This window comes from Saliphagus infecundisoli, assembly GCF_020177375.1.
GTDB lineage: Archaea > Halobacteriota > Halobacteria > Halobacteriales > Natrialbaceae > Saliphagus > Saliphagus infecundisoli.
Genome location: NZ_JAIWHV010000010.1, coordinates 48,444 through 69,630 on the forward strand (window position 1 = coordinate 48,444; position 21,187 = coordinate 69,630).

Sequence of the window (21,187 nt, forward strand, 5' to 3'; positions counted from 1 at the left end):
TCGCTTAAGGGCGTTTCTGTTCCGGTGTGACGACCGCATAACAGTTCCCCTTCGCGGTCCAGACCTCCTCGACGGCGAGGCTACTCTCCGCGAGATCCGCTTCGAACTCCGCGGGCGCGTAGATGTGGTAGAACCGACCGACGACGGTGCCATCGGGGAGCGTCCAGTCGACGGTCGTGTCGAACCCTTCCTCGCCGGCTTCGTCTCCCCTCTCGTTCGCGAACTTGTCGTGGGTCGTCGCCCAGACGCTCACCAGGGCCCGGCCACCGGGGGCGAGGGCCCGCGCGAGTTCGTCCAAACTCCCGATCCTGGCTGCCCGGCTCGGCAGATGGTGGAGGGTCGCAACGTAGGTAGCGAGGTTCACTGCTCTCGAGGCGATCGGGAGGGCGCTCGCGTCGGCCTGGATCGGGTCGATACCGAACCCGCGCTCGCCGGCCCGGTCGCGGCCGGTCTCGAGCAGCCCGCGGCTGAGGTCGACGGCGAGGACGCGGTCGGCCCGCTCGGCAAGGAGTTCGGCGTGGCGGCAGTTGCCACAGCCGAGATCGAGGCCGGCTCCGGCGGGGTCGGCGTCGGCGACGAACGTCTCGACTTCGGGCCAGGGGTGTTCGCGCGTCGCGGCGAAGTGGGTCGCGATCCGGTCGTAGGTCGCACGGACGTCGTCGCGCCCCTCGTTCATGGTCGATCCAGGAGAGCGACGTCCTAAAGGATTCCCGCCCGCCGGCGATGGCGGGCGTTACGTTCATACCGTGGGAGGCCTAACTGGGAGACAGGTAATGAGGCGCGAGCACTTCACGCTTGAGGTCAGCAACGTCGGCTGGATCGACGCCGGCGGCGAACCCCGAAAACCGACCGTATCGATCGATTTCACCGGTCCGGAGTCGATGCTTCGCGAGCGCCTCACCGGAGCCGACGGCGAACCCCTGGAGGCCGGTCAGACCGACGTCTCGCTTCGACTCCAGGGCTCGCTTGGCACGGAGACGACCGGCGTCGTCAGCGTCACCAACCGCGTCACCGGTGACTTCGTCCTCGAACTCAACGAGGAGGCCGAGGACGTCCTTTCCTTTATCCGTGCGGCCCGGGGCTACGGCGAGACGGCGACCGACGACGACGGCCGGTACGTCGTCGAGATCGCCGCCGACGGCGAGGCGTTCGCCACCTACGACAAACGGACCTTCCTCGTCTACGACGACGAGGGGAATTTGTTGCGCCAGCACAGCCTCATCCCCAGCGGTGTCGAACTCTAGGGCTTATCACTCGGCCGACCCACCTTCGGGTATGCACACCCACATCGTCCCGGTCGGCTTCGACTACGACCGGCTGATCGCGCCCCTGGTTCGCGATCAGGCAGACGTCGATCGCGTTATTCTCTTAGAGGGCGCCGTCGGCAGCGAGGCAAACGTCGAGTACTCGAGGCATCTCTCTCGAAAGCTCGAGAACGACTTCGAGAACCTGCTCGGCGCGACCACCGAACGGTTCGTCCTGGAGGACGTCTACGACTACGACGACGCCTTCGAGCAGGCCTACGGGCTCATCACCGCCGAACTCGACCGGGGCAACGAGGTCTGGGTCAACGTCGCCGCGATGCCCCGGACGGTGAGCTTCGCCTTCGCGACCGCCGCGAACTCCCTGATGGTCGAACGCGAGGACGAGCGCGAGGCGATCCACACCTACTACACCGCCCCCGAGAAGTATCTGGAGACCGAACTCGCCGAGGAGCTACGCACCCAGGCGGCCCTCCTAGAGGAACTCCTCGCGGAGGACGACACGGGCGATACGGGCGACGACCCCGCCGTCGGCAACGGCCGGGTCGAAGACCGACTCGAGAGCGCGCGAGACCTGCTCGCGGAGTTCGACGAGCGCGGGACGACGATCGGCGCCAAGGAGATCGACGGGAGCCACATCGTCGAGCTGCCGGTCGCCTCCTTCTCGAACGTCAAACCGTTCGAGGAGTTCATCCTCTACAAGCTGGGCGAGGACGGCGAGTTCGACTCGGTGTCGGAACTCGCCGAAGCGCTCGCCCGGGAGTTGAACGAGGAGTACACCGACAGCTTCCGCTCGAAGGTGATCTACAACGTGGATCGCCTGGGCCCCGGGGGGAAGGGCTACATCGAGCGCGAGGAACACGGAAAGTCCTACCGGACCCGCCTCTCGCGGATCGGCGAGCTATGGGTGCGGGCGCACTCCGACTCCGAGTCGGCTCCCGAAAGCGAGCGCGACTGACTCGCCCGACCGACCGGTTCCCGAAACCAGCGCTATTCTCCCGACCTCATCCGCACCAGAACCCGCTCGCGGACGACCAGCAGGCAGGGCAGAACGGTCAGACAGGCGACGAACGCGAAGACGATGCTCAGTCCCGTGACGAGCCCGAAGCGCTGGAGCGGCGGCGCGAGCGCCAGCGCCAGCACGCCGAAGCCCGCTGCGGTCGTGAGCGCACTTCCCAGTAGGGCGCCGCCGGTTCCGGTGATCGTCGCGGCGAGTGCGTCCTCGAGCGAGTCACGATCCTCCCGTTCCGAGACGAACCGCTCGCCGACGTGGATGCTGTAATCCACTCCGAGCCCGATCGCGAGGCTCGTGATGACGGCGGTCTCGCTGTTGAAGGGGAGCTCGAGGAGCGCCATCGCCCCGAGCAGCCAGGCGAGGGCGGCGACGACCGGCGCGAGCGTGATCGCTCCCAGGGTGAGCGTGCGGTGGCGAACCCAGTAGAGGACCGTGAGGAAGGCGAGGATGACGACCAGCGTCACCGCGAACGCCTGGACGAGCGTTTCCAGCAGGGCGTCCTGAATCACCGCGGTCGTCACGGGACCGCCGGCGGCCGTCGCCGTCACCGGCGCGTCCGATTCGATCGCTGCAGCGAGCGCGCGGGTGTCCTCGGCGACGGCCTGGGCGGGCGCGTCGCCCCGAACGGAGACCAGCAGGCGAGCCGATTCGTAGCCGCCGCCGTCCGTTCGCTCGATGACGGTCGAAGCCCGGTCGGCATCGACCTCGAAGAGGACGTCGTAGAGCCCCGCGACGTCCTCGTCGGGGAGGCCGTCGCCGTCCGCGTCGCGTTCGTCAAGGGCAGCAGCGACCGACTCGTTGTCGCCTGCGATTCCCCGGACGACCCTCGCCGGGCTCTCGATCGCGGGAGTGCCGTCGGCCCGGAGGGCGATCGTCTCGCCCTCCGCGGCGGCCGTCGCGTCGTCGATCGCGGCGAGCGCGGCGGGGTCGGTGACGTCCCCGCGTATCAGTACCTGTGACTGGCTTCCCTCCCCGCGCTCGCGGAAGTTGTCGCCCAGGTATTCGGCGTCGTCACTGATGGTGTAGGTGTCGGGCGCGAGCGGTCCCGGCAGGGATTTGGCCCACTTGGGGGCGTCCTCCGGGAGGAAGTCGGCCTGGTTGAACTCCGTGTCGATGCCCGTCGCGCCGTAGGCGCCGCCGGCAGCGAGCAGGAGCGCCACTAAAACGACTGCGAGTGGTGCCCGGCGGACGCCCGCGACGACGCCCGACAGCGCCCGGCCGACGAGGCCGCCCCCGACACCGAACGGCGGTTTCGCGCGGTCGCGGCCGAAGCGTCCCTCGAGGACCGAATCGACCTCGACTTTCAGTGCGGGGACGAACACGCCGAAGACGACGAACGTCGCGAGGATCCCACCCGCAGAGAGGACGGCGAAGTCCTGGATCGCCGGCAGCGGGCTGACGTAGTTCGAGAGGAAGCCGACGGCCGTCGAGAACGTCGCGGCGGCGAGCGCGAGGGTGACGCCCCCGAGTCCGAGGACCATGCCCCTCGCGGCGCCGATCGATCCGGGGTCGCCCGTCTCCCGTCCCGATCCCCCGTCGAGCATCCCCCGTCTGGCCTCCCGGTAGCGCATCACGACGTGCAACGAGTAGTCGATCGCGAGCCCGATCAACAGGAACGGAACCGCGATCAGAAGCTGGCTCGACGGCACCTCGAGCCAGCCCTGGATGCCCGCGAGCCAGGCGAGCACGAGTGCGATCCCGAGGAAGGCGATCAGCACGTCGGCGACGTCTCGGTAGGTGATCGCGAGGATCGAGAGGACGAGGACGAACGCGACGGGCGTGATGATCGCGAAGCTGTCGCCGACGGCACTCGAACTCGCCGCGTCGGTGATCCCTTGCCCGAAGACGAAGGCGTCCTCGAACCGTTCTTCGACCAGCGACTCGATCTCGACCTGGGCGTCGTACGCGAGTCCGGGGTCCTCGTCGGGGCTGCCGTCGTTTTCCTGAAAGACGAACGTGATCCGGGCATCGGCGTCGGTGGTGCCGGGTTCGTAGTCGGCCGGCAGGAACTCGTAGGGATCGCCCTGGACGTCAGCGTCGGGGTCGAGCACGTCGGCGAGGAGCGCCTCGACCTCCTCCTCGGAGCGGTCCTCGATGGCCTCGACTTGCTCGGCGAGATCGGGCTGGCTCGCGTCGGGCGGACCCTCGCTCTCGGCGGCACGGTCCTCGAAGACCGCGCCCGTCGCGACGACGTTCTCGAGACCGACGAACCCCTCGTCGGTCAGCGTCCCGTTGATCGACTCGTTGGCCCGTGCCTCCTCCTGGAGACGTAAGGAGTCGAGCAGTGACTCGCGGGTGAGGACGTCGCCGTCCTCGTCGCGGACGACGATCTGTGCGACGACCGTGTCGTCGGTGCCGTATCGCTCCTCGATCTCCTCGACGGCCCGGGTCTCCTCGGAATCGACGTCGAACTGGCCGATGCCGCCCTCCTCGCTGTCGCCGACGACCGCTCCCGCGGCGACGGCGAGGGTGACGAGGAGAAGGGCGAGGACGACGAGTTTGCTGTGGCCGACGACGAGCCCTGCATAGCGATCGGCGAGGTTCCCCCTCACGATCGCCGCCTCCCGGCTCTCTCCACTCTGCGTCCGACGTCCCTCCGACTCATACCCTGCCTCGGATCCGAGCCTTCATAGCCGTTCGGATGAAACTGGATTTTGTATAATCCATACCCGATTATGAATACCGATACCTCGCGCGATCGCGGCATTCTGAGTCCCGCCGATCGTGCCTACCTGCTCGGCGAACGGGAGATGAGCCACGACCAGTCGGCGCGCAACGCCGAGGCGCGGATCCGCCGGCGGATACGGGACGCGATCCTCGACTTCGACCTCCTCCTCCATACCCTGCCCGCGAAGGACCGCCGGCAGGTGTTCGACGAGGTCGCGACCGACCCCGAACTGCTGGACGGACTGCGGGCGATGGTCGCGTTCACCTACGTCGGCACCAAAGAGCAGGGCCTCGACTTCGAGGACGTGCTCGTCCCCGCGGTCAGAAACTCCGAGGAGGCCTACGCCGCCAAACGGTTCGACGCCACCGCCGACGTCGAGGTCACGTTTTCGGTCGAAACCAGCGTCAAAGAAAACATCCGGGAGGTCGCTGCCAGTCTCCAGGCCGGCGAGCCCGTCACCCCCGGCGCGCTGTTCTCGCTGGTCATGCAGGGAGAGTACGACCCCGCGGACCACGACGAGATCACGCTCGTCGGCACCGAGGGGGTCGACGACCAGTTCCTCGCCCGGCTCGCGGAGTACCTCGAGGCCGACCTCGAGCGGGTGAGCGACTCGCGGGCCGTCCTGGGGCGGTGACGGCGGCGACGCGAAAAAGCTAACACGGCGGTCCGCCCAGTAGGAGTATGGACGAGCCCGTCGCGATCGGCGCGAACGGTCACACCACCGTCTTCGTAGGGGCCCCGTAGCCCCACCTCTTCACCGCGATTCGACGGATGTATTGTCGCCGACCGGAACCAGCCACACAACGACCAGTATCACCGATGTACGAGAAACCGTTCCCGACGACACGACAGAACCGACGCCCGCCGCGGGCGGTGAGAGCATGAGCATGGACGACCCCGAACACGAGGACGCTCGCGAAGCCGCTCTCGAGGGCGAGTACAACCCGACCGAAGTCGAGGCGAAGTGGCAAGAGCGGTGGGTCGAAGCCGAGACGTACGCCTACGAGGGCGCAGCCGACCCGAACACGGCGTACGCGATCGACACCCCGCCACCGACGGTCTCGGGGAGCCTGCACATGGGCCACCTCTACGGTCACACGCTCCAGGACTTCGCCGCCCGATTCCAGCGGATGGCAAACGGCGAGGTCCTCTTTCCGTTCGGCTACGACGACAACGGGATCGCCTCCGAGCGGCTGACCGAGGAGGACCTCGATATCCGCCACCAGGAGTACGAACGCCGGGAGTTCCAGCGGCTCTGCCGGGAGGTCTGCGCCGAGTACGAAGCGGAGTTCACCGAGCAGATGCAGGGACTGGGGACCTCGATCGACTGGAGCCACACCTACAAGACGATCGAGCCCCGCGTCCAGCGGATCTCACAGCTCTCCTTTCTGGACCTCTACGAGAAGGGCCGGGAGTACCGAAAGAACGCGCCTGCGATCTGGTGTCCAGAGTGCGAGACGGCGATCTCCCAGGTCGAGACCGAGGACGACGAGCGCGACGCCCATTTCAACGACATTGCGTTCGAACTCACGGGAAACGCGCCCCGCGAGGAGTTCGTCATCTCGACGACCCGACCGGAGCTGATTCCGGCCTGCGTCTCGGTTTTCATCCACCCCGACGACGACGCAAACCAGGATCTCATCGGCGAAACCGCACGGGTCCCGATCTTCGGCCACGAGGTCCCGATCATCGCCGATGACCGCGTGGACACGGAGAAAGGGTCGGGCGTCGTGATGTGCTGTACGTTCGGGGACCGAAACGACATCGAGTGGTACCATGCTCACGACCTCCCCTTGCGGGTGGCGATCGACGAGACCGCGACGATGACCGACCTCGCGGGCGACTACGAGGGTCTGAGTACGGCGGAGGCGAGAACGGAGATCGTCGAGGACCTCGAGAGCGAGGGCCACCTCCGCGACCGCCGCGAGATCGTCCACGCGGTCGGCGTCCACGAACGGTGTGACACACCCGTCGAGTACCGCGTCTCGAAGCAGTGGTACATCGAGATCCTCGATCACAAGCAGGAGTACCTCGATGCAGGTGCCGAAATGGAGTGGTACCCCGAGAAGATGTTCTCTCGGTACCGCCACTGGATCGAGGGCCTCGAGTGGGACTGGCTGATCTCGCGCCAGCGCGACTCGGGGATTCCGTTCCCGGTGTGGTACTGTACCGACTGCGACCATCCGGTGATGGCCGAGCGCGAGGACCTCCCGGTCGATCCGCTCTCGGACGAGCCGCCCGTCGATGCCTGTCCGAAGTGCGGGGGCGAGAGCTTCGAGCCCGAGGAGGACGTCTTCGACACTTGGGCGACCTCCTCGCTGACGCCGCTGATCAACGCGGGCTGGGACTGGGACGAGGAGAGTGGAGAGTTCCGAATGGAGCATCCTGAACTCTACCCGTTCGATCTCCGTCCGCAGGGCCACGACATCATTTCGTTCTGGCTCTTTCACACCATCGTCAAGTGCTACGAACACACCGGGGAGGTCCCCTTCGACGCGACGATGATCAACGGCCACGTCTTAGACGAGAATCGAGAGAAGATGTCGAAGTCGGAGGGCAACGTCGTCGATCCCGCCGAGGTCATGGACGAGTACCCCATCGACGCGATCCGCTTCTGGGCGGCGAGCGCCGCCGTCGGCGACGACTTCCCCTACCAGGACCAGGACATCGTCGCCGGCGAGAAGCTCATTCGGAAGCTCTGGAACGCCTCGAAACTGGTCGACGACTTAGCGCCCGCCGATCCCGACGAGCCCGAGGAACTGGAGGCGATCGACCGCTGGCTACTGGCCGAACTCGACGCCGCCGTCGCGGACCTGACCGACCACCTCGAGAGCTACGAGTTCGCGAAGGCCCGAAACCGTCTCAGAACGTTCTTCTGGAACACGTTCTGTGACGACTACCTCGAGATCGCCAAAACGCGCGAGGACAGTGCCTCGACGGGCTACGCGCTCCGGCGAGCCCACCGCACGTTCCTGACGCTGTGGGCGCCCTTCCTCCCCCACGTCACCGAGGAGATCTGGCAGGCGCTGTACGCCTCCGAGGGCGAGCTCGCGGAGACCAGCCTCCACACCGGAAAGTGGCCCAGCCCCCAGGGATACGACGCGGATCTCGCGGCCGGCGAGACGGCGATGGAGGTCGTCTCCGCGCTCCGGCGCTACAAGTCCGAGCGCCAGCTTCCACTGAACGCCGACCTCGAACGGGTCGCGGTCTACGGCCCGATCGAAGGCTTCGAGGGCGTGATCCGGGACGTGATGCACGTTAGCGAACTCGAGGCGCTCGAGGATCCACCGGAGATCACGACCGAGGTCGCCGCGATCGACCTCGACTACTCGAAGGTCGGCCCCGAGTACGGCTCGAAGGTCGGCGAGATCGACGCCGGGATCGAGAGCGGGGAGTACGAGGTTCGCGATGGGACCCTCCGGGTCGCCGGCGAGGAACTCGGTTCCGAACTGTTCGAGGTCGAACGCGAGCGGACCTACTCGGGCGACGGCGAGATGGTCGAGACCGAGTCGGCGGTCGTCGTCGTCTCGGAGTAGCTACGGGCCGTCACCGCGACAGCCGTCCGTGAGGGGGAGTCCGGCGAGTTGGGCGGCCGCGAGCAACACCCGCGCGTTCTCCAGGCCGCTCTCCAAGGCCTCAAGCCGGCGGCCGTGATCAGCGACCGGCACCAGCCGGGCGGTCGTTCCAGAGGGGTCGATCTCGAGGACGGTGTAGGAAGCGGGGTAGGGCCCGAGCGCGGGCAGGGTAAACTCCCGGACGCCGCGGGTCCGAGTCACGGACGGAAAGTGGACGTGGCCGGTACAGACGAGCGGGTCGCCTGGAGCGTCCCGGAGGACGGAGACGAGCGTGTCGGCGTTCTCGAACACCGGCGAGGCCGCATCGACGGGGAACGCCTCGGCGGCCTCGAAGAGAAACGACCGGCTCCCGGGGAGGTTGTGGTGGACGGCGACGAGCGGATCCTCGATATCCGAGAGGCGATCGGCGAGCCAGTCGAGGGTCGATTCCGAGAGCCGGCCCGAATAGGAGTCGGTCAGCGAGCCGGGCGTCGAGGCGTTCGAGCTCAGTCCGACGAGATCGACGCCGCCGATCCGCTCGTGGAAGGGGAGCGATCCGGGCGTGTACCGGCGTTCGAACTCGCCCAGCGAGAGCTTCGGCTCCGATTCCCCGGCAAAGAGGTCGTGGTTGCCGGGGACCGCGAGGAGGGGGGGCTCGATGTCGGCGAGCAGGCGATCCAGGGCCTCGTACTCCTCGCGGGCCCCGCTCTGGACGAGGTCGCCGACGAAGACGACGGCATCGAGGTCGGCGCCGTTTATCGACTCGACGGCGCGCTCGAGGCGCTCGGCGGTCCGGTGGGAGACCCGCCAGGTGCCGGTCGCCGACGTCGAGAGGTGGAGGTCGGCAAGCAGGGCGATGCGCGTTCTCGAGTCGGCGGTCGGACGGTCGAACCGCCCGAGCAGGGGACCGGAACCCATTACTGGAGACCGACCTGCCGCCGGAACGTAATACTGCCGGCCGTCCCCGTCCGAACGCCGACCGTTCCCCGTGTGTGTAATTACCGTGGCGTATTCGCGGACATGGTAAATATTAAGCGTCGGCATAGCCTACTCGACCGCGATGACCGACTACGTCTCGACCACGCCGGGGTTGTTCCCGCTCCCCGACTGGGCGAAAGAGGATCTCTCGGACCTGAAGGGCCACCAGAAGGGTGACCTGATCGGCGGCGACGAGGACGGTGAGATCGCCGCGGCCTACGAGGAGGCCCGCGGCGAGGTGATCGACCGCCAGCGCGAGGCCGGCATCGACCGGATCGCCGAAGGCCAACTGCGGTGGGACGACATGCTCGCCCATCCCCTCGCGGTCCACGACGCAGTCGAGACCCGCGGGATCGTCCGCTACTACGACAACAACAACTTCTACCGCGAGCCCGTCGTCTCCGGCGATCTCGACTTTTCGGGCGACGTCGCGAGCGAACTCGAGGCCGCGAGCGACCGCGTCGAGGAGGGCCTCCAGGCGGTGCTTCCGGGACCGTACTCGCTCGCGGACCTCGCGACCGACGAGCACTACGGCGACGAGGCGGAGTTCCTCGCCGCGATCGCCGACTTCCTCGCGGGCGAGGCCGAGGCGTTCCCCGACCACGAGACGCTGTTCCTGCTCGAGCCCTCGCTCGTCGAGTCCCCGCCGGAAGACGGCGAGGACGAGCGCGCCAGCGAGGCGATCGACGAGGTCGCCAGCGCGACGGATTCGGAGGTCGTCGTCCAGCCCTACTGGGGCGCCCTAGAGGAGAAGGTCTACGCCCACCTGCTCGATGCCGACGTCGACGCCGTCGGCTTCGACTTCGTCTCCGACCGGGAGGACAACGTCTACAACCTTCAGGAGTACGGCGCGCCCGGCTCGATCTCGCTCGGGCTCGCCGACGGCCAGAACACGCTCGTCGAGGAGCCCGAGACGATCCGCGAGCGCGTCGAGTGGATCGACGACCAGCTCCCCGTCTCGGCGTTCGAGACGGTCTATCTCACGACGAACACGGAGACGTTCTACCTGCCGTACGCGAAGTTCGAGGCGAAACTCGAGGCGCTCGGGGAGGCCGCGGAGCTCGCGGAGGTGAAAGCCGCATGACCAACGAGAACCGAGACCAGTTCCGACCCGAGGATCACCCGAACGACCACTTCCTGCTTACGACGGTCGTCGGGAGCTATCCCAAGCCCAAGTGGCTGAATCGTGCGAAGGAACTCTACGAGGACGACGACCACGAGTTCGACGACGAGGACTGGAACGAGGCCACTGACGACGCCGCACGCCTGATCACGGCCGAACACGAGCGGGCGGGCCTGGACGTCGTCGTCGACGGCGAGATGCGCCGGACGGAGATGGTCGAGTTCTTCGCCCACCGGATCGAGGGCTACGAGTTCAACGGCCCCGTGAAGGTCTGGGGACACAACTACTTCGACAAGCCGAGCGTGGTGTCGGAAGTCGAGTACGACGAGTCCTGGCTCGTAGACGAGTACGAGTTCACCGCCGGAGCCGCGACCCGCCCGGTGAAAGTACCCATTACCGGCCCGTACACGCTCGCGAACTGGTCCTTTAACGAGGCCTACAGCGACGAGGAGGCCCTCGCCTACGATCTGGCCGACCTCGTCAACGAGGAGATCGAGAAGTTGGTCGAGGCCGGCGCGCGCTACGTCCAGATCGACGAGCCCGCGCTCGCGACGACCCCCGACGACCACGCCATCGTCGGCGAGTGTCTCGAGCGGATCGTCGACGGCCTCCCCGAGGACGTTCGGGTCGGTCTGCACGTCTGTTATGGCGACTACTCCCGGATCTACCCCGAGATCCTCGAGTTTCCCGTCCAGGAGTTCGACCTCGAACTCGCCAACGGCGACTACGAGCAGTTGGACGTCTTCAAAGACCCCGAGTTCACGAAGGACCTCGCGCTCGGCGTCACCGACGCCCACGTCGCCGAGGTCGAGTCCGTCGAGGAGATCGAGGCAAACATCAGGAAGGGTCTCGAGGTCGTCCCGCCCGAACAGCTGGTGATCTCGCCGGACTGTGGCGTGAAGCTCCTCCCCCGAGAAGTGGCCTACGAGAAGATGGCGAACATGGTCGAAGCCGCCAGAAACGTCGAGGAAGACCTCGACGCGGGCGAGATCGATCTCGGCGAGCGGGCGACGCCGGCCGACGACTGATCTGTCCCGCCGGCGGTCGCGGACAACGGGACCGGCCGCGATGGACCGAGGCGCTTTTGACCGGTCCGGACCGAGGGGAGGAAGAACCGTGTTGTCGGTCGAACTCCACGTCCACTCGTCGCTCTCCTATGACGGCCGGGATCCCGTCAAGCTCATCCTCGAACAGGCCGAAGCCGTCGGGCTCGACGCGATCGCCGTCACCGACCACGACGAGATCGCGGCGAGTCGCGAGGCCGCCGCCCGCGCGCCCGACTACGGGCTGGTCGGGATCCCGGGGATGGAAATCTCGAGCAAGGCGGGCCACGTCCTCGGGCTCGGAATCGAGGAGCCGGTCCCCCCGGGGCTCTCGTATGCGACGACCGTAGAGCGGATCCACGAGGCCGGCGGGATCGCGGTCGTCCCCCATCCCTTCCAAGAGTCACGCCATGGCGTGATGGCCCGGATCACCCGCGACGAGCTGGCGGAGGCGGACGCGATCGAGGTCTACAACTCCAGGCTGCTGACCGGGCGGGCGAACCGCCAGGCCGAACGCTTCGCCCGCGAGTACGGCCTGCCGATGACCGCCGGCAGCGACGCCCACGTGAGCGAGATGGTCGGCCAGGCGGTGACCCGCGTCGGGAGCGACGACCGCGAGAGCGGTGCGATCCTCGAGGCGATCGCCGAGGGGAAGACCTCCGTCGAGGGCAAACGGACGCCCTGGCGGATCAGCTTCCGGCAGGCCGCCGGCGGCGTCAAACGCCGGGTGCGAAGCCGGCTGGCCGAGCTCTCGCGATGACCGCGGGCGGACCGACGGAGCTTCGCGGCGGCGTCCTTCCTCGTATCCCCGGCCCTGACAGCGTCCGGGAGGCCCTCGACCGGACGGACCCCCTTCCCGGCACCGGCGGCTTCGCCGGATCGTTCGACGGCCGTCTCGTCAGGGACGTCCTCGGCCGGCGCCCCCTCTACACCGACGGCGAGGACTGGGCGTTCTCGCCGGCCGACCTCGACGACCCAACCCTCTTTCCGGCCGGAACGATCGACGACGACGGGGGCCGGGAGCAGGTATGGGAGCTTCCCGTTCCCGACCCCGAGAGCGACCACGACCCGGCGCTCGAGGCCGTCGATCGTGCGCTCGCCGAAAGCGTCGCGGACGTCCCAGCGGAGGGGACTGCTGTGGCGTTCTCGGGCGGGGTGGATTCGGCCCTGCTCGCCGCCTTCCTGGACGTCCCTCTCTACGTCGCCGGCTTTCCGGGGAGCCACGACATCGAGGCGGCGCGCTCGGCCGCCGCTGCGATGGGCCGCGAGGGGGAGCTGACGGTCGTCGAACTCACACACGGAGCGGTCGAGCGCGCGCTCCCGAAACTCGTCCCCGCCATCGACCGGGCGAACGCGATGGATCTCGGGATCGCCCTTCCCCTCTATCTGACCGCAGAGCGCGCTCGAGAGGAGGGCCACGACCGGCTCGCTCTCGGCCAGGGCGCCGACGAACTGTTCGGGGGCTACGAGAAGGTCGCGACCCTCGATGGACGTGTGGAGGCGACGACCGTCCGAGGGGCCGTCCGCGAGCAGGTCCTGGGGCTTCCCGACGAGCTTCCCCGGGACGTCCTCGCCGTCGAGGCCGCCGGCGTCCGCCCCGTTGCCCCCTACCTCCACGATCGGGTGATCGGGGCGGCCCTCCGACTGCCCCCGGAACTGCTGGTCGAGGGTGGGGGGGACGGGCGACGGAAGATCGCCTTCCGGCGGGTCGCCTCCCGATACCTTCCTGGGGAGGTCGCCGACAGGCCGAAGAAGGCCCTCCAGTACGGCAGCGACGCCGACCGGGAGTTAGATCGGATCGCCCGACGAGCGGGGTACAAGCGCCGGATCGGGAACCACGTCGAGGCGTTTGTCCGGGCGCGACTCCGCGACGACGGGGCGACGGAGGCCGACGAGTAGCGAGGAAAGCCGACGTTCCGGGGACGGGAGGGCGGTCGAAACCGGGTGAAACGGTCGACTCTCCGGAACCGCGTTCGGATACGCCCACTATAACCAAGTCCGATTCGGTGGTCGGTCGCCCTGCATGGCGAGCAAACAACGGCTCCAGGAGGAATCCGAATCCAGGTATAGAGAGATGGGCGGCGAGGAGATGGTCGGTCCCGCGTTCCTCGCGTCGGTCGCATCGGTCGGGCTCTCGTGGTACTACTTCTTCGTTCGCGGCGACCGCGAGCGGGGGCTGTTCGTCGGGCTCTGGCCGCCGACGATCCTCGCCTTCGCGAGCTACATGAACCAGCGGCGGATGCGCCGCCAGCTCGAGGCGATCACGAACCCCGGAACGAAGATCAAAGACGCCATAGAGGGCGTAATGAAGAGCTGAGTCGGCCGATCACGGGCCCCGTCAGTCTTAAATACCCCCTCGCCGAAAGCCGAATCGGATGCCGAAAGTAGAGATCACGATACCGGAGCACCTCGAGATGCAGATCGCCCAGATGGTCGAACGCGGCGAGTTCGTCAACCGCGAGGAGGCGATCGAGGATCTCCTCTCGACCGGTATCAAGGCCTACAAGACAAGCGGGCCGATGGACGAGGATGAGACCGGCGGCGGGCTCGAGGACGACGGGATGATGGGCCACGACGACGAGTACGTCTTCTGACCGGTCGAAACTCGTCCTCTCAGAACAGGACCCGATAGTAGTACGGGCTGACGAGCCCTTCGATCAGCCCGGCGACCGCGAGCAGGAGTCCGACGCCGACGAGCACCCGGAACGCGCCCTCGAGTTCGTCGGCCAGCCCGTCCCGGCCGAGTCCGCCCCGCCAGGCCCGCCAGCCGACGACCCCGAGACGGATCCCGAGGGCGCCGGCGACGAAGATCGCGGGGATCTCGAGGACCCCGTGGGGCGCGACGAACGCGAGTAGCTCGGCGGGATCGGCCTCAAGGCGACCGTAGATTCCCAGCATCAGCCCGTTGAACCAGATCGAGACGACCGCGGGGACCGCGAGGACGACGCCGCCGAAGGCGGTCGTCAGCGCGACCGTCCAGTTGTTCGCGAAGAACTCGACTGCGGCCCCGAGCGGCCGGTGGCCCTCCAGGCGGGCCGCGATCGAGGCCTCGAGAGTACCCTCAAAGGGGGCGATGGCGACCCATCCCATTCCGAAGCCGGCGAGCCCGGTCGCGACAGCGAGGGCATGGAGTCCCGGACGGCCGCGGACGAAGGCCGCGAGTTCGGCCCATCCCCGGCGGAGCCCGCCGGCGAACTGGCTCGCGAGCGAGCGCTCTGCGGGCGCGGGAATCGCCAAGGGGTCGCGGTAGTCGGCGTACAACCCGGTCTTGATGAGGTCGAGGACGGGGAAGACGAGGAGGGTCCCGACGAGCGGGACGAGCGCCGTCACCGAGACCAGCGAGAGGACGCCGGCGGCGACCGCGGAGCCGACGGCGGCGGCGACCGCGAGGACGTAGTAGAAGACGGCCCCCGAGAGCCGGCGCCGGACGAACCCCGCCGCGTGTCGGACCGACCGGAACGCGCCGACGCCGTCGACGACGACTGCGACGGGGGCAAAGGCGAACAGCGCACGGACGACGAGGACGGCGACCAGCCACAGGAGCCCGCCCAGGAGACCGACGAAGGCCGCGACGATCGGGTCGCCGACACCCGCGACGGTGACCCCGGTGGCGAGCGAGGCGAGCACCCCGACCCCGATCGTGACGCCGATCCAGGCGAGGATCTCCAGCAGGTAGAGCCCGAGGATCGAGAGCCAGTACCGACGGACGCCGGCGATCCCGGCGACGAGCCCGCGCTCGCCCCGCAGCCGGGCGCGACAGGCCGCGAGCCGGCCCGCGGTCACGCCCGCGTACAGCACGACGATCACGGCGACCGTCAGGAGCACGGCGAGGATGAGCACGGCCGTCGTCCCCGGCGTGAAAAGCGGCTCCAGCGCCGAGAACAGGTTTTCGCTCCACTCGGCGACCGCATCGGGATCGTTCGCGGGGGGCTCGGACTCGAGGGCGGCGAGGTCCTCGCGGGCGGTCGCGAGCCGCCCCGAGGCCGCGAGCCGGAGGTATACGACGGCGAGTCCGAGAAAGGTCACCACCCGACCGATCGTCGGGACCGCCGCGCTGAGAACGTACAACGGGAGGAGATCGGTGGGGCGGTTCCGGAGCGTCCTAGCGGCCGCCGTCACCGACTCGGAGAGGCGCATGGCGGAATATCGCGGCGCTGGTCAGTTAAACGAACCGACCGCTTTCGCCCGGTCGGGGACGGCGGTGGACCGTTCGATCGCGGCGCAGTATGGCGATTGACGGCGCACTGACTCGTCTCCGACCGTATCAGTCGGGAGCCATCCCTTTCGCCCCCAATTCCTCGAGGGCCGCCTCCGACTTCTCGAGAGCGAGGTCCATCCCCGCGAGGACGCTCCCGGCCTTGGTGAACTGGATCTCCCCGTAGACGACGACCTGGATCCGGTTGCCCCAGGGATCGTGGAAGTCGATCCCGTCGGTGTCGAGCCGGGAGACGTCGAGCGCATCGAGGCGGTCCTCGACGGCCCTGCTGTCGTCTACGACGAGGCCGACGTGGCGATGGCCGTCGCGTCCGTCCGCTCCGTCGGTCTCCATCAGCGCCAGGAACTGATCGCCCATGTCGAGGAAGACGGCGGTCTCCGAGCGCCCCCGAAGCGGGAACTCGAAGATCGAGCCGTAGAACTCTATGGCTTCGTCGACGTCGCCGACCTCGAGGGCAGTGTGGTTGATGCCGACGAGTCTGGCGCGGTCCTCGGCGCTTCCGGTGTCGTCCTCGTCCGTCATACTTCCGGCTTCGGCCTTTGCTCCCAAATGCTAGTGGGTCACCGGCTCCTCGGGCGACCAGTCCGGGGCGACGATGAAGGTGACGTGTTCGTCGTCCCGGAGCTGGTGGCGCTCGGCGGCCTGCTCGGCGAGGCCGCGCTCGCGGTAGGCGATCTCGAGGCCACAGCCGGTACAGACGAGTTTACACGTCGGTGGGGTCATCGTGGGGCGTCGGACGGACGACGGCTCGCGCCCCCATTAGTACGTGTCACGTATACAACTATGTCCGGTCCGGAAGCGGATCGCCGGAGGCGGCGATTGGCCGTAGCCGATCGTTGCACCGAGTATCCGGTCGTTGATACGACCGTCACGCGCTCCCGACAGTTACGAGCCGCGGGGAGTGGGCTTATGATCCTCGGGCGAGTACCGGGTTTCAATGCATAGCGCGCGCGAACGCGTCGAACACGAGCGCTGGCTCGCCGAGATCGCACGGATCGGCGACGGCCTCGACCTCTCCCCCGAGGCGATATCGTGTGCCGAGGACCTCTTTCTCGCGGACGTGCCGGCGGCCGACCGGTCGAAGCGGGTCGCCGCCGCGGCCAGCCTCTACGCCGGCGGGTTGATCGCAGGCGACGGCCGCTCGCAGGGGGAGGTCGCCGACGCCGCTGACGTCTCCCGGCTCTCGATCCAGCAACGCTGGAAGGCGGTCGTCGAACGGGCGGGACTGGAGGCGCCGGGCTGGTAGGACCTCGCTGCCGGGTCGTGTCGGGCACGCCGACCGGCAGGTGTATGACGGGTTTCCAACAACAGTCACGTATGCACCCGGCCCGGTTCGTTTCGTACTGTTTCGTCTATAGCGGCGCGTTGCTGGTAGCGATGCATCTCCTGCTATTCAGCCCGGGTCGCTGGCTCGTCACGATCGGAAACGCCGCGACCGGTCTCATCATCGTGGCAACGGGGGGATACAGGATCGTGTCGGAACGGGGCGAGCAGAGCCCGGAGAAGTACAGTCTGATCACCTACGTCATGGGGGCGTTCGCGCTCCTAGTGACGGCGCTGTTTCTGGTCGCACTTTCGATAGCCTGGTAGGGTCCCGTCGTGTCCGGGAGAGGGTTTCCTCCGGACCGGGATCGAATCGGGAGCCGTGCTACCGCCGGTTCAGTACCCGGCCGTGCTCGTCGATCTCGCCGTTGACGATCCGGGTGCTCGAGATGATCTCGCCGTCGGCGGCGCGTTCGTGAGGGACGACGAGGAGTTCGAGGGGGTCGTGGCCCCGCTCGCGCCGGAGGTCGTTGATCCGCAGGCCGCCATCGACGGTTTCGGGGGAGACGATCAGCATGTCGAAGGCGGGTTCGGTCGCGATCCCCGTCGATTCCTCCAGCGGGCGGATCTCGAACTCCCGGCCGTGCTCGCGGGCGAGGGGCTCGAGTTCGGCCGCGAGGTCGCGTTCGCGCTCGTCGTAGGGACGGATCTCCCGGTCCTCGTGGCGGGTCTTCGGGGCGAGCTCGTCGCTGGTCAGCCCGACGGTCACGTCCCCGTGTTCGAACGCCCGTTCGAACAGCCGGCGGTGGCCGTCGTGGACGGGGTCGAACGTCCCTCCGAGCGCGACGTTCATACCCCTCCCACTGGCGGCGAGCCTATAAAGGGGTCGGCCGACGACTGACTTCGTCGATCGTCGAACACCCCGTTCACATCATTTTTGTACCTCGGTTCTGTGGGTCCAATATGGGACTCGACGAGGACGCCCTCGACTACCACCGAACCGAACCGCCAGGGAAGCTAGAGATTTCCACGACGAAACCGACGAACACCCAGCGGGACCTCTCGCTTGCGTACTCGCCGGGCGTCGCCGCGCCCTGTATGGAGATCCACGAGGACGAAACCGAAGCCTACAGCTACACCGCGAAGGGGAATTTAGTGGGCGTGGTCTCGAACGGCTCGGCGGTGCTGGGACTGGGCGACATCGGCGCCCAGGCCGGAAAGCCCGTCATGGAGGGCAAGGGAGTGCTGTTCAAACGGTTCGCCGACATCGACGTCTTCGACATCGAACTCGACGAGGCCGACCCCAACCGGTTCGCCGACGCCGTCAAGATGATGGAGCCGACGTTCGGCGGGATCAATCTCGAGGACATCAAGGCCCCCGAGTGTTTCACGATCGAGGAACGCCTGCGCGAGGAGATGGACATTCCCGTCTTCCACGACGACCAGCACGGCACCGCGATCATTAGCGGGGCCGCCCTCGTAAACGCCGCCGACGTCGCCGGCAAGGACCTGGCAGATCTCGAGATCGTCTTCTCGGGGGCGGGCGCGAGCGCGCTCGCGACGGCGCGCTTTTACGTCTCGCTGGGCGCCCGTCCCGAGAACATCCTCATGCTCGACTCCTCGGGGATCATCACCGAGGAGCGCGCCCGTCAGGGCGACGTCAACGAGTACAAACGGGAGTTCGCCCGCGACGTTCCCGGTGGAGATCTCGCGGACGCGATGCGGGGAGCGGACGTCTTCGTGGGGCTGTCGGTGGGCGGGATCGTCAGCAAGGAGATGATCCGATCGATGGCCGAGGACCCGATCGTCTTCGCGATGGCCAACCCCGACCCCGAGATCGGCTACGAGGAGGCCAAGGCCGCCCGCGAGGACACGGTCATCATGGCCACCGGCCGCTCGGACTACCCCAACCAGGTCAACAACGTCCTCGGATTCCCCTTCATTTTCCGGGGCGCACTCGACGTCCGAGCCAGCGAGATCAACGAGGCGATGAAGGTCGCCGCCGCACGCGCACTCGCCGACCTCGCCCGCCGGGACGTCCCCGACGCGGTCGTCAAAGCCTACGGCGACCAGCCGATCCAGTACGGCCCCGACTACATCATCCCGAAACCCGTCGACCCCCGGGTGCTGTTCGAGGTCGCCCCTGCGGTCGCAGAGGCGGCCATCGAGAGCGGCGCCGCCCGCGCCGACCTCGAGGCCGACGAGTACGAAGAACGGCTCGAGGCCCGCCTCGGGAAGTCCCGGGAGATGATGCGGGTCGTCCTCAACAAAGCGAAAAGCGAGCCAAAGCGGGTCGCGCTCGCGGAGGGCGACGACGAGAAGATGATTCGGGCGGCCTACCAGCTCGAAGAACAGGGGATCGCCGAGCCGGTACTGATCGGCGAGGAAGACGGGATCAAGCGGACCGCCGCCAACCTCGGGCTCGATTTCCAGCCCGCGGTCGCCGACCCGACGACCGGCGAGTACGACGCCTACACGGACCGACTCTACGAACTCCGCCGCCGCAAGGGGATCACCCGCTCCGAGGCCGAGGAGCTCGTCGCCCGCGACACCAACTACTTCGGGAGCGTGATGGTCGAGCAGGGCGACGCCGACGCCCTGCTGACGGGGCTGACCCATCACTATCCGTCGGCGCTCCGGCCACCCTTGCAGGTGATCGGGACGGCGCCCGACGTCGATTACGCCGCCGGCGTCTACATGCTCACCTTCAAGAACCAGGTGATCTTCGTCGCCGACGCGACGGTCAACCAGAGCCCCGACGAGGACGTCCTCACGGAGGTCACCAAACAAACCGGGAAGCTCGCCCGCCGGTTCAACGTCGAGCCACGGGCCGCGCTCCTCTCGTACTCGGACTTCGGTAGCGTCGACAACGAGGGCACCCGCAAACCCAGGAAGGCCGCGAAGGCCCTCCAGGACGACCCGGAGGTCGACTTCCCGGTCGACGGCGAGATGCAGGCCGACACCGCCGTCGTCGAGGACATTCTCAATGGAACGTACGAGTTCTCCGAACTCGAGGAGGCCGCGAACGTGCTCGTCTTTCCCAACTTGGAGGCGGGCAACATCGGCTACAAGCTCCTCCAGCGTCTCGGCGGTGCGGAGGCGATCGGCCCGATGCTCGTCGGGATGGACAGGCCGGTTCACGTCCTCCAGCGCGGCGACGAAGTAAAGGACATCGTCAACCTGGCGAGCGTTGCCGTCGTCGACGCCCAGTAGGGAGGATCCGGGAGGGACGGCCGCCCCCGGAGCACTTATTGCGTTCATCTCGCTACACACGATGTGGAGTCCCCGTTCGACGTCCTCCGAATCGCTCCCGACGCCGACGACGCCGAAATAGAGCGGGCCTACCGGGAGCGGGTCAAGGAGGCCCACCCCGACCACGGCGGCAGCGCCGATGAGTTCCAGCGGGTCAGGGCGGCCTACGAGGCCGCCGCCGCCGACGCGCTCGCCGATCCCGCGGACTACGCCTCCGAGGACGACCCCGATCCCGCCGAGCCCGACGAGGAAACGTACCGGATCGAGTATCTGAACTACGAACGCCTCGCCGACCGGGGGTGGGGTCTTACCGACGCGGACCTCTTCGAGAAGGCCTCGATGGCCGACTTCCCCGCGGGCGACTACGGCCGCTTCCTCGCCGATCCCCACGAAACGCTGCTGGAAGCCGCCGAGGACCGTGGCTTTTCCTGGCCGTATGCCTGTCGGGGTGGCGCCTGTGCGAACTGTGCGGTCGCGGTGATCGACGGCGAGATGACGACGCCCGTCGACCACATCCTCCCCGAGGAGATGACCGATCGGGGGATCCGGCTCTCGTGTGTCGGCGAGCCGATCACCGAGGACATGCGGGTCGTCTACAACGTTAAGCATCTGCCCGAACTCGACGACCTCCGCTTGCCGCCCCGCCCCTTCGAGGGGGCGGCCGTCGATTGATCCGGTCTCCCGGTGGCCCGTCCGCGCCTCGCGGTCCACGGTGGGTGCGCTTTCGGACGGAACCGGAGATCAGTCGGTAGCGCCCTCCTCGGCCCGGTTTTTCTTCTTCGGGACGGCGAGCCTAGAGAAAGGCCTTTCACG

Annotated in this window: 21 protein-coding genes; 14 read left to right on the forward strand and 7 right to left on the reverse strand. The window is 67.7% G+C overall.

All coding sequences use genetic code 11. The features are described from left to right. Positions 1-4: 4 nt before the first annotated feature. On the reverse strand, positions 5-676 hold the full coding sequence (locus LCF40_RS13100) for a class I SAM-dependent methyltransferase (RefSeq protein WP_224828771.1): 672 nt from the start codon (positions 674-676) through the stop codon (positions 5-7). A gap of 97 nt (positions 677-773) precedes the next feature. Between LCF40_RS13100 and LCF40_RS13105 the strand changes: the two genes are divergently transcribed. Both LCF40_RS13105 and LCF40_RS13110 read left to right on the forward strand, forming a co-directional pair. After that, positions 774-1,244 carry a DUF5793 family protein gene (locus LCF40_RS13105; protein ID WP_114577638.1) on the forward strand — a complete coding sequence of 157 codons (471 nt, stop codon included), beginning with the start codon at positions 774-776 and terminating at the stop codon, positions 1,242-1,244. A 31-nt stretch (positions 1,245-1,275) separates the two neighbouring features. Beyond that, entirely contained in the window at positions 1,276-2,220 is a 945-nt protein-coding gene (locus LCF40_RS13110; protein WP_114577639.1) for an HFX_2341 family transcriptional regulator, read from the forward strand. A gap of 32 nt (positions 2,221-2,252) precedes the next feature. Here the strand turns inward: LCF40_RS13110 and LCF40_RS13115 are convergent, their stop codons facing one another. Further along, positions 2,253-4,829, reverse strand: coding sequence for an efflux RND transporter permease subunit (locus LCF40_RS13115; RefSeq protein ID WP_224828772.1), 2,577 nt, complete (start codon positions 4,827-4,829; stop codon positions 2,253-2,255). Positions 4,830-4,952: 123 nt separating this feature from the next. Here LCF40_RS13115 and LCF40_RS13120 point away from each other — a divergent pair, with 123 nt between their 5' ends. After that, positions 4,953-5,579: a DUF8102 family protein gene (locus tag LCF40_RS13120; RefSeq protein ID WP_224828773.1), complete on the forward strand. Its 627-nt coding sequence runs from the start codon at positions 4,953-4,955 to the stop codon at positions 5,577-5,579. Between the two features lie 253 nt (positions 5,580-5,832). Continuing rightward, positions 5,833-8,481 (forward strand): valine--tRNA ligase, encoded by a 2,649-nt coding sequence (locus tag LCF40_RS13125; RefSeq protein WP_380684026.1) that lies wholly within the window; start codon positions 5,833-5,835, stop codon positions 8,479-8,481. Here the strand turns inward: LCF40_RS13125 and LCF40_RS13130 are convergent, their stop codons facing one another. Next, a complete protein-coding gene (locus LCF40_RS13130; RefSeq protein ID WP_224828775.1) occupies positions 8,482-9,417 on the reverse strand; it encodes a metallophosphoesterase family protein in 936 nt (311 codons plus the stop codon). 142 nt (positions 9,418-9,559) lie between these two features. Between LCF40_RS13130 and LCF40_RS13135 the strand changes: the two genes are divergently transcribed. The 6 genes from LCF40_RS13135 (at position 9,560) to LCF40_RS13160 (ending at position 14,237) form a co-directional block, all read left to right on the forward strand. Then, positions 9,560-10,561 (forward strand): 5-methyltetrahydropteroyltriglutamate--homocysteine methyltransferase, encoded by a 1,002-nt coding sequence (locus LCF40_RS13135; RefSeq protein WP_224828776.1) that lies wholly within the window; start codon positions 9,560-9,562, stop codon positions 10,559-10,561. Next, positions 10,558-11,628: a methionine synthase gene (locus LCF40_RS13140; protein ID WP_114577644.1), complete on the forward strand. Its 1,071-nt coding sequence runs from the start codon at positions 10,558-10,560 to the stop codon at positions 11,626-11,628. The genes LCF40_RS13135 and LCF40_RS13140 overlap by 4 nt, the downstream gene beginning before the upstream one ends. 88 nt (positions 11,629-11,716) lie before the next feature. Beyond that, the gene (locus LCF40_RS13145) at positions 11,717-12,403 is read left to right on the forward strand and encodes a PHP domain-containing protein (RefSeq protein WP_224828777.1); all 687 of its coding nucleotides are present in this window, start codon (positions 11,717-11,719) and stop codon (positions 12,401-12,403) included. Next, positions 12,400-13,542 carry an asparagine synthase C-terminal domain-containing protein gene (locus LCF40_RS13150; protein WP_224828778.1) on the forward strand — a complete coding sequence of 381 codons (1,143 nt, stop codon included), beginning with the start codon at positions 12,400-12,402 and terminating at the stop codon, positions 13,540-13,542. Before LCF40_RS13145 ends, LCF40_RS13150 begins: the two co-directional genes overlap by 4 nt. Before the next feature lie 124 nt (positions 13,543-13,666). After that, on the forward strand, positions 13,667-13,960 hold the full coding sequence (locus LCF40_RS13155; RefSeq protein ID WP_114577647.1) for a hypothetical protein: 294 nt from the start codon (positions 13,667-13,669) through the stop codon (positions 13,958-13,960). A gap of 58 nt (positions 13,961-14,018) precedes the next feature. Continuing rightward, the gene (locus LCF40_RS13160) at positions 14,019-14,237 is read left to right on the forward strand and encodes a ribbon-helix-helix domain-containing protein (protein WP_092903388.1); all 219 of its coding nucleotides are present in this window, start codon (positions 14,019-14,021) and stop codon (positions 14,235-14,237) included. A gap of 19 nt (positions 14,238-14,256) precedes the next feature. On the opposite strand, the gene LCF40_RS13165 is transcribed toward LCF40_RS13160, so the two are convergent. The 3 genes from LCF40_RS13165 to LCF40_RS13175 all read right to left on the reverse strand — a co-directional run bounded on the left by LCF40_RS13165 (position 14,257) and on the right by LCF40_RS13175 (position 16,582). Further along, on the reverse strand, positions 14,257-15,780 hold the full coding sequence (locus LCF40_RS13165; RefSeq protein ID WP_224828779.1) for a stage II sporulation protein M: 1,524 nt from the start codon (positions 15,778-15,780) through the stop codon (positions 14,257-14,259). 127 nt (positions 15,781-15,907) lie between these two features. Further along, a complete protein-coding gene (locus LCF40_RS13170) occupies positions 15,908-16,381 on the reverse strand; it encodes a VOC family protein (RefSeq protein ID WP_224828780.1) in 474 nt (157 codons plus the stop codon). 30 nt (positions 16,382-16,411) lie between these two features. Further along, entirely contained in the window at positions 16,412-16,582 is a 171-nt protein-coding gene (locus tag LCF40_RS13175) for a hypothetical protein (RefSeq protein WP_198667917.1), read from the reverse strand. Between the two features lie 214 nt (positions 16,583-16,796). Here LCF40_RS13175 and LCF40_RS13180 point away from each other — a divergent pair, with 214 nt between their 5' ends. Both LCF40_RS13180 and LCF40_RS13185 read left to right on the forward strand, forming a co-directional pair. Beyond that, positions 16,797-17,105, forward strand: a complete 309-nt coding sequence (locus tag LCF40_RS13180) for a transcription initiation factor IIB family protein (RefSeq protein WP_114577650.1) — start codon at positions 16,797-16,799, stop codon at positions 17,103-17,105. 71 nt (positions 17,106-17,176) lie between these two features. After that, positions 17,177-17,449, forward strand: a complete 273-nt coding sequence (locus tag LCF40_RS13185) for a hypothetical protein (RefSeq protein ID WP_114577651.1) — start codon at positions 17,177-17,179, stop codon at positions 17,447-17,449. A gap of 58 nt (positions 17,450-17,507) precedes the next feature. On the opposite strand, the gene LCF40_RS13190 is transcribed toward LCF40_RS13185, so the two are convergent. Further along, positions 17,508-17,975, reverse strand: a complete 468-nt coding sequence (locus LCF40_RS13190; protein ID WP_224828781.1) for a phosphopantetheine adenylyltransferase — start codon at positions 17,973-17,975, stop codon at positions 17,508-17,510. Between the two features lie 110 nt (positions 17,976-18,085). On the opposite strand from LCF40_RS13190, the gene LCF40_RS13195 reads away from it, so the two are divergent. Both LCF40_RS13195 and fer read left to right on the forward strand, forming a co-directional pair. Then, positions 18,086-20,335: an NADP-dependent malic enzyme gene (locus LCF40_RS13195; RefSeq protein WP_224828782.1), complete on the forward strand. Its 2,250-nt coding sequence runs from the start codon at positions 18,086-18,088 to the stop codon at positions 20,333-20,335. 63 nt (positions 20,336-20,398) lie between these two features. Next, positions 20,399-21,046 carry a ferredoxin Fer gene (fer, locus tag LCF40_RS23440; RefSeq protein WP_114577654.1) on the forward strand — a complete coding sequence of 216 codons (648 nt, stop codon included), beginning with the start codon at positions 20,399-20,401 and terminating at the stop codon, positions 21,044-21,046. Positions 21,047-21,187: the final 141 nt, after the last annotated feature.